The sequence below is a fragment of the Martinezella sp. CNPSo 3795 genome (assembly GCF_057784475.1).
Map to the genome: position 1 here is coordinate 40,035 of NZ_JBXSOQ010000005.1, position 14,324 is coordinate 54,358.

The 14,324-nt window shown below is 60.4% G+C and carries 15 protein-coding genes; 5 read left to right on the forward strand and 10 right to left on the reverse strand.

Annotated features, from left to right (window positions below; genetic code table 11):
• The first annotated feature begins 2 nt into the window (after positions 1-2).
• From AC13QY_RS15830 to AC13QY_RS15850, 5 genes are all read left to right on the forward strand, one after another.
• Entirely contained in the window at positions 3-950 is a 948-nt protein-coding gene (locus tag AC13QY_RS15830) for a FliM/FliN family flagellar motor switch protein (RefSeq protein ID WP_488493762.1), read from the forward strand.
• Between the two features lie 63 nt (positions 951-1,013).
• Entirely contained in the window at positions 1,014-1,544 is a 531-nt protein-coding gene (gene fliN, locus AC13QY_RS15835) for a flagellar motor switch protein FliN (protein ID WP_113332076.1), read from the forward strand.
• Positions 1,545-1,594: 50 nt separating this feature from the next.
• Positions 1,595-2,638 carry a flagellar motor switch protein FliG gene (gene fliG / locus AC13QY_RS15840; protein WP_069611302.1) on the forward strand — a complete coding sequence of 348 codons (1,044 nt, stop codon included), beginning with the start codon at positions 1,595-1,597 and terminating at the stop codon, positions 2,636-2,638.
• 93 nt (positions 2,639-2,731) lie between these two features.
• The gene (gene flhB, locus AC13QY_RS15845) at positions 2,732-3,811 is read left to right on the forward strand and encodes a flagellar biosynthesis protein FlhB (RefSeq protein WP_113332074.1); all 1,080 of its coding nucleotides are present in this window, start codon (positions 2,732-2,734) and stop codon (positions 3,809-3,811) included.
• A gap of 5 nt (positions 3,812-3,816) precedes the next feature.
• The gene (locus AC13QY_RS15850; RefSeq protein ID WP_092709076.1) at positions 3,817-4,257 is read left to right on the forward strand and encodes a hypothetical protein; all 441 of its coding nucleotides are present in this window, start codon (positions 3,817-3,819) and stop codon (positions 4,255-4,257) included.
• 143 nt (positions 4,258-4,400) lie between these two features.
• On the opposite strand, the gene visR is transcribed toward AC13QY_RS15850, so the two are convergent.
• The 10 genes from visR to AC13QY_RS15900 all read right to left on the reverse strand — a co-directional run bounded on the left by visR (position 4,401) and on the right by AC13QY_RS15900 (position 14,322).
• Positions 4,401-5,147, reverse strand: a complete 747-nt coding sequence (gene visR / locus AC13QY_RS15855) for a transcriptional regulator VisR (RefSeq protein ID WP_371864866.1) — start codon at positions 5,145-5,147, stop codon at positions 4,401-4,403.
• Positions 5,148-5,158: 11 nt separating this feature from the next.
• Positions 5,159-5,896 carry a transcriptional regulator VisN gene (visN, locus tag AC13QY_RS15860; protein ID WP_113332073.1) on the reverse strand — a complete coding sequence of 246 codons (738 nt, stop codon included), beginning with the start codon at positions 5,894-5,896 and terminating at the stop codon, positions 5,159-5,161.
• Between the two features lie 520 nt (positions 5,897-6,416).
• The gene (gene fliF, locus AC13QY_RS15865; RefSeq protein ID WP_113332072.1) at positions 6,417-8,093 is read right to left on the reverse strand and encodes a flagellar basal-body MS-ring/collar protein FliF; all 1,677 of its coding nucleotides are present in this window, start codon (positions 8,091-8,093) and stop codon (positions 6,417-6,419) included.
• Positions 8,094-8,261: 168 nt separating this feature from the next.
• Positions 8,262-8,663: a chemotaxis protein CheT gene (cheT, locus tag AC13QY_RS15870; protein ID WP_113332071.1), complete on the reverse strand. Its 402-nt coding sequence runs from the start codon at positions 8,661-8,663 to the stop codon at positions 8,262-8,264.
• Between the two features lie 16 nt (positions 8,664-8,679).
• Positions 8,680-9,234: a chemoreceptor glutamine deamidase CheD gene (cheD, locus tag AC13QY_RS15875; RefSeq protein ID WP_113351212.1), complete on the reverse strand. Its 555-nt coding sequence runs from the start codon at positions 9,232-9,234 to the stop codon at positions 8,680-8,682.
• The gene (locus AC13QY_RS15880; protein ID WP_095433933.1) at positions 9,231-9,620 is read right to left on the reverse strand and encodes a response regulator; all 390 of its coding nucleotides are present in this window, start codon (positions 9,618-9,620) and stop codon (positions 9,231-9,233) included. Before AC13QY_RS15880 ends, cheD begins: the two co-directional genes overlap by 4 nt.
• The gene (gene cheB / locus AC13QY_RS15885) at positions 9,620-10,663 is read right to left on the reverse strand and encodes a protein-glutamate O-methylesterase CheB (RefSeq protein ID WP_113351213.1); all 1,044 of its coding nucleotides are present in this window, start codon (positions 10,661-10,663) and stop codon (positions 9,620-9,622) included. The genes AC13QY_RS15880 and cheB overlap by 1 nt, the downstream gene beginning before the upstream one ends.
• Positions 10,660-11,568: a protein-glutamate O-methyltransferase CheR gene (cheR, locus tag AC13QY_RS15890; RefSeq protein WP_113332069.1), complete on the reverse strand. Its 909-nt coding sequence runs from the start codon at positions 11,566-11,568 to the stop codon at positions 10,660-10,662. Before cheR ends, cheB begins: the two co-directional genes overlap by 4 nt.
• Positions 11,565-12,032, reverse strand: a complete 468-nt coding sequence (locus AC13QY_RS15895) for a chemotaxis protein CheW (protein ID WP_113332068.1) — start codon at positions 12,030-12,032, stop codon at positions 11,565-11,567. Before AC13QY_RS15895 ends, cheR begins: the two co-directional genes overlap by 4 nt.
• Positions 12,033-12,036: 4 nt before the next feature.
• Positions 12,037-14,322 (reverse strand): chemotaxis protein CheA, encoded by a 2,286-nt coding sequence (locus tag AC13QY_RS15900; protein ID WP_113332067.1) that lies wholly within the window; start codon positions 14,320-14,322, stop codon positions 12,037-12,039.
• Positions 14,323-14,324: the final 2 nt, after the last annotated feature.

Sequence of the window (14,324 nt, forward strand, 5' to 3'; positions counted from 1 at the left end):
CGATCATGAGCCAGCAATCCGCGCATAGGGCACAGACGATGGACCGCACCCTTTTTGCCAAGCTCACCGGCAATCTCGGCGATCAGGCAACACTTTCGAAACTCGGCACCGCCTTCGCCCAGGTTTATGCCGAATTCCTGCCCGACATCATCAAGACCGAGACAGGCCTGGATATCAACGTCGCCTATGCCGGCTGCCAGTCCGGTTCGATGAACGAGCTGATCGCCAAGCTGGGCGGCAACCACGCACTGGTCAACGGTTCGCTGCGCAACTGGGCCCCGAACTTCATCCTCGGCTGCGGCGCCGGCTTCATCATGACGCTGATGGAGCATATGCTTGGCGCGCGCGCCGAAGATATGGAAGCGCCGGTCGCGCGCCCGCTTTCGGTGATCGAACTCGATCTTTCCGTCATGGTGTTCGAAAAGATCGCCAAAGTGCTTCGCTCGGCGGTGAATGCTGCCGGCGGTTTCGAGCCCTACCTCGATCCGCCCTACAATATCGAGGATCGCCCGGTTGCCATCGGTGACAACGGTAACGACTTTGCCGCTGCGATCACGATGACGATCTCGCTCGGCAAATCGATTTCCCATATCGTCATCATCGTACCGCAACGGGATCTGCTGCGCACCGTCGTCAGCACGCCTCGCGCCAAGAACCCGACCGCCGCTTCCCAGGCATGGTCGGAGCAGCTCAACGAGCAGGTCCGCCGCTCGCAGGTGACGCTTGAGGCGCGAATTCGGCTCGAATCGCTGACGCTCGACACCATTTCCAAGCTTGCGGTCGGCGATATCATTCCTTTCATGGACACGGGCGATGTCCGCGTCGAAGTCAGCGCCAACAGCAAAGACCTTTACATCTGCGAATTCGGCCGCTCTGGCGAAAATTATACGGTGCGCGTCAAGGACAACGTCAATTCCGACGACGAGCTTCTCAGACACTTGATGAATTGATCGGCTGGCGCGTGGCCCCGCACACGGCAGCTTGAGGCAAGTTTCAACTGGAATAGTGATTTCATGGCTACGAAGACGACACAGCAAAGCAGCGAGGAATCGCTGGAGATTTCAAACAGCGACGCCGCCTTGGATGAGGCCATCGATGGTCTGCGCGGCGTCCTGAAGAAAGACAATGAAGGCGGTCTGCCCGATTTCGAGGCCGACGCATTCGGCGCGCAAACAGGCACGGATCTCTCCACCTTCGGCGATTTCGGGGATGACAACTCCGCTCCGGCCTTCGATGACGGCGAGTTCGGCGGCGTGTCTGCGGCACCGGCTGCCCCTGGCAGCGCGCTCACTGCGAATATGGACCTGATCATGGATATCCCGATCGACGTCCAGATCGTGCTCGGCAGCAGCCGCATGCCGGTGTCCGGCCTGATGAACCTGGCCGAGGGCGCAATCATCGCACTCGACAAGAAGATCGGCGAACCGGTCGAAATTACCGTGAACGGCCGCAAGATCGGCCGGGGCGAGATTACCGTTCTGGAACATGACGACACCAGATTCGGCATCAAGCTCACTGAAATTTATAACGCGAAGAAAAGCTGAACCCGGCTCATGATGAGCCCACTCCCCCTGGCGGGACGGAGACGAAGACCATGATGGACTTTGACGATTTCAGCGGCGCGATCGCCGAGAAACCGTTATCTCAGACTGAAAAGGCAGCCGCCGTCCTTCTCGCCATGGGCAAGCAAGTGGCGGGACGGCTGCTGAAATACTTCACGCAGGCCGAGCTGCAGATGATTATCGCTTCGGCGCAATCACTGCGGGTTATTCCACCGGACGAGCTGGCGCAGCTCGTCGCGGAATTCGAAGACCTCTTCACCGAGGGCGCCGGCCTCATGGACAACGCCAAGGCCATCGAGAGCATTCTCGAAGAGGGCCTGACACCGGACGAGGTCGACAGCCTGCTTGGCCGCCGCACGGCCTTCCAGGCCTACGAGACGTCCATCTGGGATCGTCTCGGCGAAGCCGATCCGGTCTTCGTCGCCAAGTTCTTCCTGCGCGAGCATCCTCAGACGATCGCCTATGTGCTCTCCATGATGCCTTCGGCCTTCGGCGCGAAGATCCTGCTGCAGCTTCCCGAAGCCCAGCGCGCCGACATCATGAACCGCACCGTCAATATCAAGGATGTCAGCCCCAAGGCTGCCCAGATCATCGAAAACCGCGTTCTCGGGCTGATGGCCGAGATCGACGCCGAACGCAACGCCTCCGGTTCCACGAAGGTTGCCGATCTGATGAACGAACTCGACAAGCCGGTGGTCGACACCCTGCTGAGTTCGCTGGAATCGATCAACAAGGAATCGGTCGAAAAGGTTCGCCCGAAGATCTTCCTCTTCGACGATCTCACCCGTATGCCGCAGCCGAGCCGCGTCCTGCTGCTCAACGACATCGCCGCCGACATCCTGACGATGGCGCTGCGGGGATCCGGCAACGAGATCCGCGAGATCGTGCTGTCCTCGATCAGCCCGCGTCAGCGCCGCATGATCGAATCCGACCTGCAGATGGGCAATGCCGGCATAAACCCGCGCGAAATCGCGATTGCCCGGCGTGCCATCGCCCAGGAAGCCATTCGTCTGGCCAACTCCGGTCAGATCGAGCTCAAGACCAAGGAAAATACGCCTGTGGAAGAAGCGGCGTAAACGCGGCGCGACTCAGCTAAAACATCATAGACTGACAAGCTATGGGCCGCGCATGATGCGCGGCCTCTTTCCGTTTCGCAGAGGGCGGCTGCTTTGGCTGACGAAGACAAGGACAGTAAAACAGAAAAACCGACGGAGAAAAAACTCCGCGATACGATCGAGAAGGGCAATGTCCCTCACTCCAGGGAAGCAACGCTCTTTGCTTCCATGCTCGCGACCGTCATCTACGTCACCTTCTTTCTCCCCGAACGCATGGGCCGCATGGGCGAGGTTCTGCGCGATCTCTTCGAAAAGCCGGATCAATGGCAGCTGGAGACGGGCCCAGACGCCATCTCGCTGTTTACGCGCATAGGCTGGGAAGTCGGCAACATGGTGCTGCCGGCGGTCGTGCTCTTCTTCGTCTTCGGGATCGGCGCCTCGATCTTCCAGAACCTGCCCACCCCCGTTCTCGAACGAATCAGGCCACAGTTTTCGCGCATATCGCCGGCGAAAGGCTTCACGCGCATCTTCAGCGCGACCGGCATGGTGGAATTCGGCAAATCCCTCGCAAAAATCGTGCTGGTCAGCATCGTCATGTTTTTCGTGCTGCGCAGCCAGTACTTCCATGCGATGGATTCGATGGTGTCCGACCCGCAGACCATCTTCGTGCGTCTGTCGACGATCGTTCAGCGCATCCTGATCATCGTGCTGATGGCGACCGTCGTCGTCGGTGTTGCCGACCTGTTGTGGAGCCGGCATCACTGGTTCGACCAATTGAAGATGACGAAGCAGGAGGTCAAGGACGAGCACAAGCAGTCGCAGGGTGACCCGATCGTCAAGTCTCGCCAGCGCTCGATCGCGCGCGACCGCGCCCGCCGCCGCATGATGAAGCAGGTGCCGCGCGCCACCCTCGTCATCGCCAACCCGACTCACTTCGCCGTCGCACTTCGCTATGTGCGCGAGGAAAACGACGCCCCTGTCGTCGTCGCCAAAGGCCAGGACCTGATTGCTCTGAAAATCAGGGAGATAGCCGAGGCCAACAATATTCCCGTTTTCGAAGACCCGCCGCTCGCGCGCTCCATGTTTGCGCAAGTCTCGGTTGATAGCGTCATACCGTCAGTATTTTACAAGGCTGTCGCAGAACTCATCCATCGGATCTATGCCGCGCAGTCGAATAGAAAACGGGTACGATAAACCAAATGAAAAAATGCCCCTACTCTGCCCAGCGTGAACAAATACTAGCCGAAGCCATCAGCCCGGTCGCAAGCGAGCTGCGCCTCCTCGATGCCGCCGATCTGATCTCGCTGCTGCGCTTCGAACGATATGGCAACCTCGCTGACCTCGTCGCCTCGGCCGCAGAGCTCTATTTTCTTCCCGGCACGGTCAATTTCGGGCTCGGCGGCGACTACAAGCTCGATTGGGGCGGGCCGGCGGAAGTGACGCTCGATCTGGAGATCAAGCCGCGGGGCGTTACCATCTATGCCAAGCTTTCGCTGGCAGAGCACCATGCGGGCATCGAGATCAACCACATTGCCTTCGACAAGGCCTCCGTCGATCCCGACGAGAACACGGCGCTGCTCGCCCGCAGCCTAAGGGACGCGCGTTACGTCGTTCGCGGCGAGGCCGCACACGCATTCTGAGGAAGTCCTTTTTCAAAAATCGGCAAAGTGATTCGCGAGAGCGGCGTGCATCCGGCGGAAACCGGGGCGCCGCTCTATTCATTTGCTCAGCAAGGTGTCGCAGGTGATTTCGTCTTGCGGCAGTGCCCCAAGGCGGCACTATCTCAGCTTATATAGCCGAAGCGGATCGCCTTCGCGATGGCCTGGATGCGGTTGACGCTGTCGAGCTTGATCGTCGCCGATCCGAGATAAGCGTTGACGGTATGCACCGACAATCCAAGCTTGTCGGCAATCTCTTCGCTGATGCGCCCGTCGCCGGCAAGCTGCAGGCAGGCGATTTCGCGCTCGCTCAGCGCTTCGGCCGCCTGTGAACGGCGCTCATCCAGCGACAGGAGCTGCATCATGATCTGGCAGCTGCGGCCGTGCAGCTCGACGATCATATCGCTCGAGAGATCCATGAACTTGGCCGTGAAGACAGTGTAGCCGTTGCCGACGGCGCCGAGCCGCACGGGAAAGGCGGCGCCGGCAAAAGGCAGGAGATGCGGCTTCAGGCGCTGCGTGAAGACGGCAAAATCCGGCGTCTCGGCGGTGCTGTCGCTGTCGCGCCCGTTCCACATCAGCGGCAGCAGCGATTTGTCGATATGCTCGATCAGTGCTTCGCCATAGGCCTCCACAAAGGATTTGCCGACGACGGAGTTGGCCGAGCCCCAATTATCGAGTTCGCATACCAGGCGCTGCTTATGCGGCAGGCCGGAGCCGTGCAGGCGATAAACGGCAAAATGCTGCGCGTCGATCAGCTTTTGCATCGATACCAGCTTCGGGAACAGATCGGAGCGGCCGGAGATCCGTCCGGAACGGGTAAGCCGTGATTCGCCCGGCATATCCGTCGTCCTGTCTGGCTGATAGCGCATCCGGTCGGCCCTTAAACGAGATTATTGCGCACTGCAAAGGCGATAGCCTCCGAGCGGGTCTTGGTGGCGGTCTTGCGCATGACGCTGGTAATATAGTTGTTGATGGTATTGCGCGAGATCCCGAGGATCATCGCGATCTCATCGCTCGTCTTGCCTTCGGCGATCCAGAACAGGCATTCCAGCTCGCGCTCGGTCAGATCGAAATCGCGCTCCAGCTTGCCCTCGAAGCAACGCGTGGAACTGGCGAGATAGCCGGCCAGGAGGCCGACATCCCTCAACCGCTCGGGCAGAAGCACTGCTGCTTCGCTCGCCAGCAGCAGCAGGGAGAAGCGGGTGCGACCGACATTGAACGTCAAGGCATGATATTGCCGGCCCACACCGTCAGGCAGCGAGACATCATCGGGAAGCAGCGCCAGGCTTGGCTGAAACAGCGCCATGCACTTTTCAAGCTCGCCGATGCGGCCATAACCGCTTGTCAGCTCCGTCGCCAGACGCCGGACGAGATCGAAGGGCCAATCGGAGGAAATCACGAAGTCGAGCCCGCTTTCCTGGATGAGATCGGACCTGACAAGAAGATAATGGGAGGCGCCGGCGTAACTCGCCAAGGCGTGAAGGCCGGCTTGAAGATAGGCAGGGCCTGAAACGGCATTCAGCTGCAGAATGAGCTGCTCGCGCGACATAGCTCCGGCGGACGCGATCGATCGCGCATCCCTATCGCCTTTGCTCATCTGCGATATCTGCATGTCCATACTTGCATTTCCTGCCGCTGTTGGACGATCGGCCGTCAACGAGAGCATTGTTCCGTCAGAACCCAATCCCTTCACCTCAGAGAATCGGCAGCGAATCTCGACGAGGCATCGAAGCCGGATCTTTCTCTACCGCGACCCAACACTTCCGGCGGATACGGATGGATGGGCGCATGTCTCATCCCTGAATTCGACACCCGCAATCGCACCGGCGCGCACTGCCGCAAGCACGATCTACGAATCATGAGCTAATTTCCCGCTCCGGAATCTACAAACTTAAAACATGCGAAACGCGGAAAACGATGGTCGATTCGCTCGGAATACACAGTTGTTACGCAATAGATACAGTATTTGTAAGTCGATTCTTTATACCCAGCAACCGTATATCCATTGAAATTCCATCTTACGAACACGTCAATTCGGCTAGCCGCGACTAATTGATCACAGGTGGCATCGACAATGATGCAAGTTCAAATGTCATCCCCTGGATAGAAAAAGGACCGGGAATTTCCCGGTCCTTTTGTCAGGCGGCCTGGTCGACGGCCCATTTTCTGAGGATCTTTGCAGCGCGTTCTTCGCTGATTTCCACCATGCGGGACAGGCGGCGCTCCGGCCCTTCCTTGACGCGGCGGTTGAAGGTTCCGCCATCGTCGCCCATCGTCAGCAGGTCGTCGGTGCTGTCGAAGCCGAAGTCCGAGCCGAAGCCGTCCATCAGTGCCGCGCCGGGGCCGCCGACCGCCGGCGCGAAATCCGGCAATTCCAGGCCCGCTGCTTCCGGAAGAGCCGTGCTACTGGACGAGCCGCCGAGCGAGCGGATCAGCGGACGGAAGCCCATCCAGACGATCAGGAAGGCGACCGCGACGAAGGCCAGCGAGTTGATGATGCCAGCCATGTTGCGGCTCAACATATCGGTAATGCTGAAGCTGGAGGATGTGTCTTCAAGCAGCTGGTTGTCGAGGAAGTCCATGGCATTGACGGTAACGATGTCGCCGCGGGCCGGATCAACGCCTGCAGCGGTGGCGACGATCTTCTGCATTTCCGCAATATAGGCGTCGATCTTGGCCTGATCAGCGCCCTGGCCGACCATTTGCGCGATGCGGCCCTTATTGACCACCACGGCGACGGACAGTTTTTCGATCTTGTAGCTGGTGCGGGTCGTGGCCGTCGTCTTGCTGTTGATTTCGTAGTTGGTCTGCTCCTCGCGCTTGTCGGACTGATCGTTCGACGTCGGCGTGTTGCCGCCGGATTGCGGGGCCGCCTGCGGAATATTCTGCTCCACGGTCGCGGCGCTGTCGGGCTGGCTCTGCTGCGACTTCTGCGCTTCCTTCACGGTGCGGACGGAGCGTTCGACCTTCGAGTCCGGATCGTATGTGGTTTCCTGCACCTGCTGGCTGTCGGTATTCAGCTGTGCCGTCACACTGGAGCGGAAATTATCCATGCCGAGGAAGGGCGCCAAGGCCTTATCGATGTTGGATTCGACTTCGCTCTGCACGTTCTGCACGATGCCGAGATTGCGGCTGAGAGCGCCGTTGCCGGGATCGTCGCCCGATGCGAGCAACTGGCCCGTGGAGTCGAGGATCGTTACATCATCGACCTCCAGGCCAGGAACGGCTGACGCGACGAGGTGGCGGATAGCCGAAGCCGATTTGCGGGCAGCTTCCGCACTCGCGCGGATCATGACGGATGCCGTCGGCTTCTGATCCGCCTTCCGGAAATTGCCGACATCCTGCATGACGATATGGACGCGGGCGGCGCTGATGCCGGCGATCGAGGTGATGGTGCGGCTGATTTCGCCCTCGAGGGCACGGACGCGGGTGACTTCCTGCATGAAGGAGGTTAGACCGAGCGAACCGACATTGTCGAAGAGCTCATAGCCGGCCTTGCCGCTGGTGGGCAGGCCGCGTTCAGCAAGAAGCGCGCGGGCCTTGCCGGTCATGCCCGCCGGAACGGTCAGGCTGGAGCCATCCGTACCGACCTGGAAATTGATCTTGGCTTCCGCGAGCGCGATGCTGATCTGGTTGAGATCCGTCGCATCCAGGCCGACATACAATGTCTCCTGTGCGGGCTTATTGACATAGAGGGCTGCAAAAAGGATCAGCAGCATGGACACGGCGCCCACGCCCCCCAGGATCATCAGCCGCGTTCTCCCGAGATTCTGAAGATTCCGAAGCAGGGGAACTAATTGATTTAACAGATTCATTCTGTTCTCGCACGATTCGTCAAAGACCTGATGGCTTTGTGCTATGCGGCGAAAATAGAAATCGAAACTTGTGCGAACGTTTCGTCCGGCCAGAAGAGCCCAGGAAAAAGCCGGGAAGAAATGCAGGAGATTATATAAGAAAAACAGTATCTATTGCTGACGACGCAGTCAGAAGAAATCGAAATCGCCGGCAGCCTTCGCCATGGGTTGGGCCATGGTCTGCGAATGCGCGTGAAAACCGCCGCCGCCGAGCGCCTTTTGCATCTCCGTCAGCTTGACCAGGCTCAGCGCCGTCGCGAGATCCACCGTCCAGCCCTCGGGCATGGTGCCGGCAATGGTATCGATGAATTCGGCGATGCCGCGCGTCTTCTGCACGGCGAGATCAATACCCTGGACGACCTTCATGGCCTCCGGCGAGGCCAGTATATTGGCGTCGCTGATGTCAAGCAGCTGGGGCTCGATGCGTTCGATCAGATAGGCGATGTCATGCAATTCGGAAACGATGCGCAGAAGGATAGCCGGAAGCGTCTCCTCGATGGCGGCCGTCTCAACGCGCTGGAAGGGGGTCATGCGCTTGCCTCGTTGATCAGAAAAATTCGATCGTGTTGTCGACCGGCTTCGGAGCAACGACCGGACGCTGCTCCAGCGCCACGGTCTTCTGCGTCTCGGCGCCGGTCAGCGGATATTGCCTGGCCCTTCCGGAGATTGGCCAATATTCGATCTTGCGCCCGTGTTCGCCGCCCGTGCTGGAGCTGACGACCGGGATGCCTTCGTCTTTCAGAAATTGCATGGCAAAGACCGCGTTCTGCTCGCCGACATTGGAGAAGGTCGCGATCGTCTTGGCGCCACCGAAAACTTTCGCCTCGAGCCGGTCACGCCTTGCGCCCTTCTTCAGGAGGCCGTTGATCAGAAGTTCCATCAGGTGCACGCCGTAACGCGTCGCATCGCCGCCGCTCATCGGCGAGTTCGCCATTCCCGGAAGAAGGAAATGGTTCATCCCGCCAACGCCAGCGATGGGATCGCGCAGGCAAGCCGCCACGCAAGAGCCGAGAATGGTCGTCAGCACCACTTCGGGATCGCTGATGACCTTGTACTCGCCCTGAATAATATGCACGCGGCGGGCAGCACCTTCGACGATCATTTTAGAGCTCCGAAGACGGCCTCGATGGCAGCTTTCATCTTTTCGATGGTAAAGGGCTTGGCGAGCACGTTGTTGGCACCGAGCTGCGCCGCCTTCTGAACCAGCGCACGGTCGCCCTGCGCCGTCAGGATGATGAAGGCCGCCTTCTTGGTCGTCGGGTTGGTGCGCACCGCCTGCAGGAGGCCGAGCCCGTCCATCTTCGGCATGTTGAAATCGGAGATGACGAGATGATGCGGCTGCTGCTGCATGATCTTCATCCCCTGCTCACCGTCGCCGGCAGCCGTGATCTGCTTGAATCCGAGCTGCGTCAGCGCATCGCTCAGCAGCAGGCGGCTGGTGACCTGATCGTCAACGATCAGAACTTTGATTTTCTCCGCTAGAGACATTATTCGCTCCCTTCCTTTCGGGCGGCTGTGGCTTTCAAAATTTCCTCGCCAATGGCGTTCAGCGGAAACTGCTGTTCGACTGCGCCAAGCTCGTGGGCGACCCTCGGCATGCCGTAGACCACGCAGGTCTTCTCGTTCTGGCCAATGGTACGCGCGCCGGCATGGCGCATCTTGAGGAGACCGGCAGCGCCGTCGCGCCCCATGCCGGTCAGGATCACGCCGACGGCATTGCGGCCGGCCAGTTCGGCAACCGAATCAAAGAGCACGTCGACGGAAGGGCGATGGCCGTTCACCGGCCCGCCGTCCACCAGACGGCAATGGGGTGCCGCGGAATTGGCGACCCTGAGGTGCCTTTCGCCGCCCGGCGCCAGATAGATCTTGCCGATTTCGAGCCGCGCACCATCGGTCGCCTCCTGGACGACCGGGGCGCAGAGGCGATTCAGGCGCTCGGCGAAGCTGCGCGTGAAGGTCGGCGGCATATGCTGCGTGATGACCGTCGGCGGACAATTGACCGGGAACTTCTGCAAGACGTTGATCAGCGCCTCGACGCCGCCGGTGGAGGAACCGATCGCGACGATCTTGCGGCCCACACGGAAATCCGCGACGGCCGGCGGCTGCGCGCGCTGGGCGGCGGGCTTCACATATTGACGTTGAGAGCGGGCAGCCGCCTTTACCTTCTCTGCCAGATCGCCGAAGGGATGCGGCTCGCCCGGGGACGGCTTTCCGACGCAATCGAACGCACCGATTTCGAGCGCGGCAAGCGTCGCATCGGCGCCGCGATGGGTCATCGTGGAAACCATGATGACGGGCATGGGCCTGAGCGTCATGATCTTTTCCAGGAATTCGAGGCCGTTCATGTTCGGCATCTCGATATCGAGCGTGACGACATCCGGATTGAGCGCCTTGATGGCGGCGCGCGCTTCCATCGCATCGCCGGCCTGGCCGATGACATCGACCTCTGGATCGGCACGCAGGACGGCGGTGATCAGGCCGCGCATCGTCGGGGAGTCATCGACCACGAGAACACGAGCAGGAGAATTCATGGTTTCCTCCCCGCGGTCTTGCCGAGATAGCGATAGGTGGTGATGCCGATATTGTCGAAGACGTGCTTGGCCTCGCCGGCGACCCGCTCGGAGTGGCCGATATAGAGATGGCCGGCATCCTGCAGCTGGCCGGCAAAGCGCGTCCAGATCTTCGTCTGCGTCGGCTCGTCGAAGTAGATGACGACGTTGCGGCAGAAGATGACGTCGAACAGGCCCTTGAAGGGCCATTGCCCGAGCAGGTTCAGCTCGTTGAAGGTAATGAGCCGCTTGACGCGATCGTCGATCTGGAATTTGCGGCGGCCCTGGACATTGACTTCCTGGAACCACTGCTTGCGCATGGCCGGAGAAACCGTTTCGAGAGAAGACTCGTCATAGGCACCAGCGCGGGCAAGCCCGAGGATCTTGGGGTCGATATCCGTTGCCAGGATCTTGAAATCGAAATCGGCGACATTCGGCATCAAGGCAAGCACCGTCAGCGCGATCGAGTAAGGCTCCTGCCCGTCAGAACAGGCGGCCGACCAGATGCGCACCCGGCCGCCAGCCTTGGCGCGCGCCAGGAGACCCGGCAGAACCTCGTCGCGCAGATGATCGAAATGATGGTTTTCGCGGAAGAAGCGGGTGAAATTGGTCGTCAGATGCGACAGCATCTCGCGACGCGCCGCACTTCCCGCAGGCGAAGACACCAGCTGGCAGTAGTCGCGGAAGCCGGAGAGCCCCAGCGCGCGGATATGCTTCGACAGCCTGGAATAGACGAGCGATGCCTTGCTCTCATTGAGAGAAATGCCCGCATCCGAATAGATCATGGCGGCGATTTCCGAGAGGTCGCGGCGCGTCAGCGGATATTCGCCGCTCGCCAGCACCTCATCGGGAGACGCCTTGAAATCCATTGCTCCCATCACGCTCATGCAGCCTCGCTTTCGCTTTCAGGGAACAGGGCTTCCAGTTCGATCAGACAGATCATGCGGCGGTCGATCGCCACGATGCCGCGGGCAAACTGCCGCTCGTGATCGGAGGAGACTTCCGGCGTTGGCTGGATGCTGTCGTCGGTGATCGTCAGAATGTCCGATACGGCGTCAACAAGAAGACCGACCACCTTGCGCTTCACTTGCGCGACGATGATCACATGCCGCGCCGTCGGCTCCGCACGCTTCATGCCGAGCCGAGCGGAGAGATCGATGATCGGCAGCACGGCGCCGCGCAGGTTGATGACACCGAGCATGTAACCGGGCGCATGCGGCATGGCCGTTGCCGGGGTCCAGCCGCGGATTTCACGAACCGACATGATGTCGACGCAGAATTCCTGGTCGCCGATGCGGAAGGCGATCAGCTCGCGATTGCCCTGGCTCAAGCTCTTGACGGCATAGGACATCAACTCACCCCACCGCCGCATAAGACATTTCAGGCTTCAGCGACTGCCCGCGCGAAGCGCCGACCACTGCATCGACGTCAAGGATCAGCGCCACCCGGCCATCGCCGAGGATGGTTGCCGCCGCAATGCCCGGGACATGCGTGTAGTTGGCCTCGAGGCTCTTGATGACGACTTGGCGCTGGCCCTGAATGGCATCGACCATGAGGGCGCGCTGACCGCCGCCTTCCGATTCCACCAGCAGCGCGACGCCTTCGACCGGATTGGCCTGCGTGGCACGGAAATTCAGGATACGGCCGACATCGACCAGCGGGCAGAAGCTGTTGCGGATCGAGATCAGACGATGGTTCGCACCGAAGGAGTGGATAGCGGACGCTTCGGGCTGCAGCGTTTCGACGATCGCCGTCAGCGGCACGACGAGCGTCTGGCCGGCAACGGTGACCACCATGCCGTCGAGGACTGCGAGCGTCAGCGGCAGGCTCATCGTGAAGACAGAACCCTGCCCCGGCTTGGAGCTGATGTTGATGCGGCCGCCGAGCGCCTGGATCGAGCGCTTGACCACGTCCATGCCGACGCCGCGGCCTGAGATGTCGGAGATCTTGTCGGCGGTCGAGAAGCCGGGTAGGAAAATCAGGTTGTCGACTTCCTCATCCGAAAGATTGGCATCGGCTGCGATCAGGTCGTTATCGATCGCCTTCTGGCGGACTTTCTCGCGGTTGATGCCGGCGCCATCGTCGGCAAGCTCGATGAGGATGCGGCCGGAGCGATGCTTTGCCGTCAGGCGAACGGTGCCTTCCGGGTTCTTGCCGAGTGCCGCGCGTTTTTCCGGCGTTTCGACGCCATGGTCGACCGCATTGCGGATCATGTGGGTGAGCGGCTCGGCAAGCTTGTCGATGACGGTCTTGTCGACTTCGGTGTTCTCGCCCTCGGTGATCAGGCGGATCGACTTGCCAGTCATGTCGGCGATTTCGCGGACGATACGCGACATACGCTGGAAGACCGGCTTCACCGGCTGGGCGCGGATCGCCATGACGCTGTCCTGAATCTCGCGGGTGAGCTGCTGCAGCTCTTCGAGACCCATGTTGATGGAGGATGCGCCGTTGTTGTCGTTCTCGATGACGCTCTGGGAGAGCATCGCCTGATTGATGACAAGCTCGCCGACAAGGTTGATCAGGCGGTCGACACGATCGAGATCGACACGGATGGTCTGGCCGGCGGCGGCAGCGGCGGCACTGTTCTGCGCCGCGGCTGCATTGGAAGCGGCAGCGGCGGCAAGGGCGGCTTCCTTCTTTTCGACGCGTGCGGCAGCGGAGGCGAGCTGCGTGACGTTGCTTGCGGTTTCCGCAGCAGCCACGGCGGCAGCGACGTCGTTTCTCGGCGCGGATGTCTCCTCTATGGTTTCGGCAGCCGGTGCGGCGCCGTCATCGAGGATCGAGAGATCGAAGGGCACCGGTATCATCGGCAATTCTTCGCCGCTCGAAGACCCGCCGCTTCCAGCCAGCTGGACATCGAGATCGCAGTCCCATTCAGCAAATTCGAAGACGGTGCGAATGGCGTCTTCGCCCTTGTCCGTCTTGATGGAGATCGCCCATTTGAAATAGGCGCCTTCGGGATCGAGGTCGATAAGACCCGGTAGCGCATCCATATCGCAGAAGATATTCATCTCGCCGAGCCGCGAGAGATCGCGCAGCAGCAGCGTCGCATCATTGCCCTTGGCGTAGAGATCGGACCGCGGCTTGAAATTGACTTCATATTCCGGCCTGGCATCGACGGCCGGCTCATCGCTGCCGAAATCGTCGTCGAAGCTGAAGGGAATCGGCTGGAAACCGCTTTCGTCCGTGGGCGCAGGCGCGGCCACGACGGGCTTCGAAGCAACATCGGCAACCGCCGCTGCCGACGGCGCGGGAATATCGCCATTTGCCAGCGCTTCCAGTTCCTTGACGAGGCCGCGGCTGCGCGCCGGATCGACACTGCCGCCATCACGGGCGGCGTTGGTGAGATCCGCCAGCACGTCGGCCGCCTTGAGCATGACCTTCAGGACATCCTGAGTCGGCTCCAGCTTGTTGGATCGAACGCAATCGAGTGTGGTCTCGAAGACGTGGGCGAATGCGACCAGGTCGTCCAGACCGAAGGCCCCTGCCCCACCCTTGATGGAATGAACGGCGCGGAATACGGCATTGACGGTTTCCGGGTCACGGTCGCCATCATTCAATTTCAGGAGACCGGATTCCAGTTCAGCGAGCTGCTCTTCGCACTCCTGGAAGAAAATCTCTTTGATTTCGTTCATATCCATAA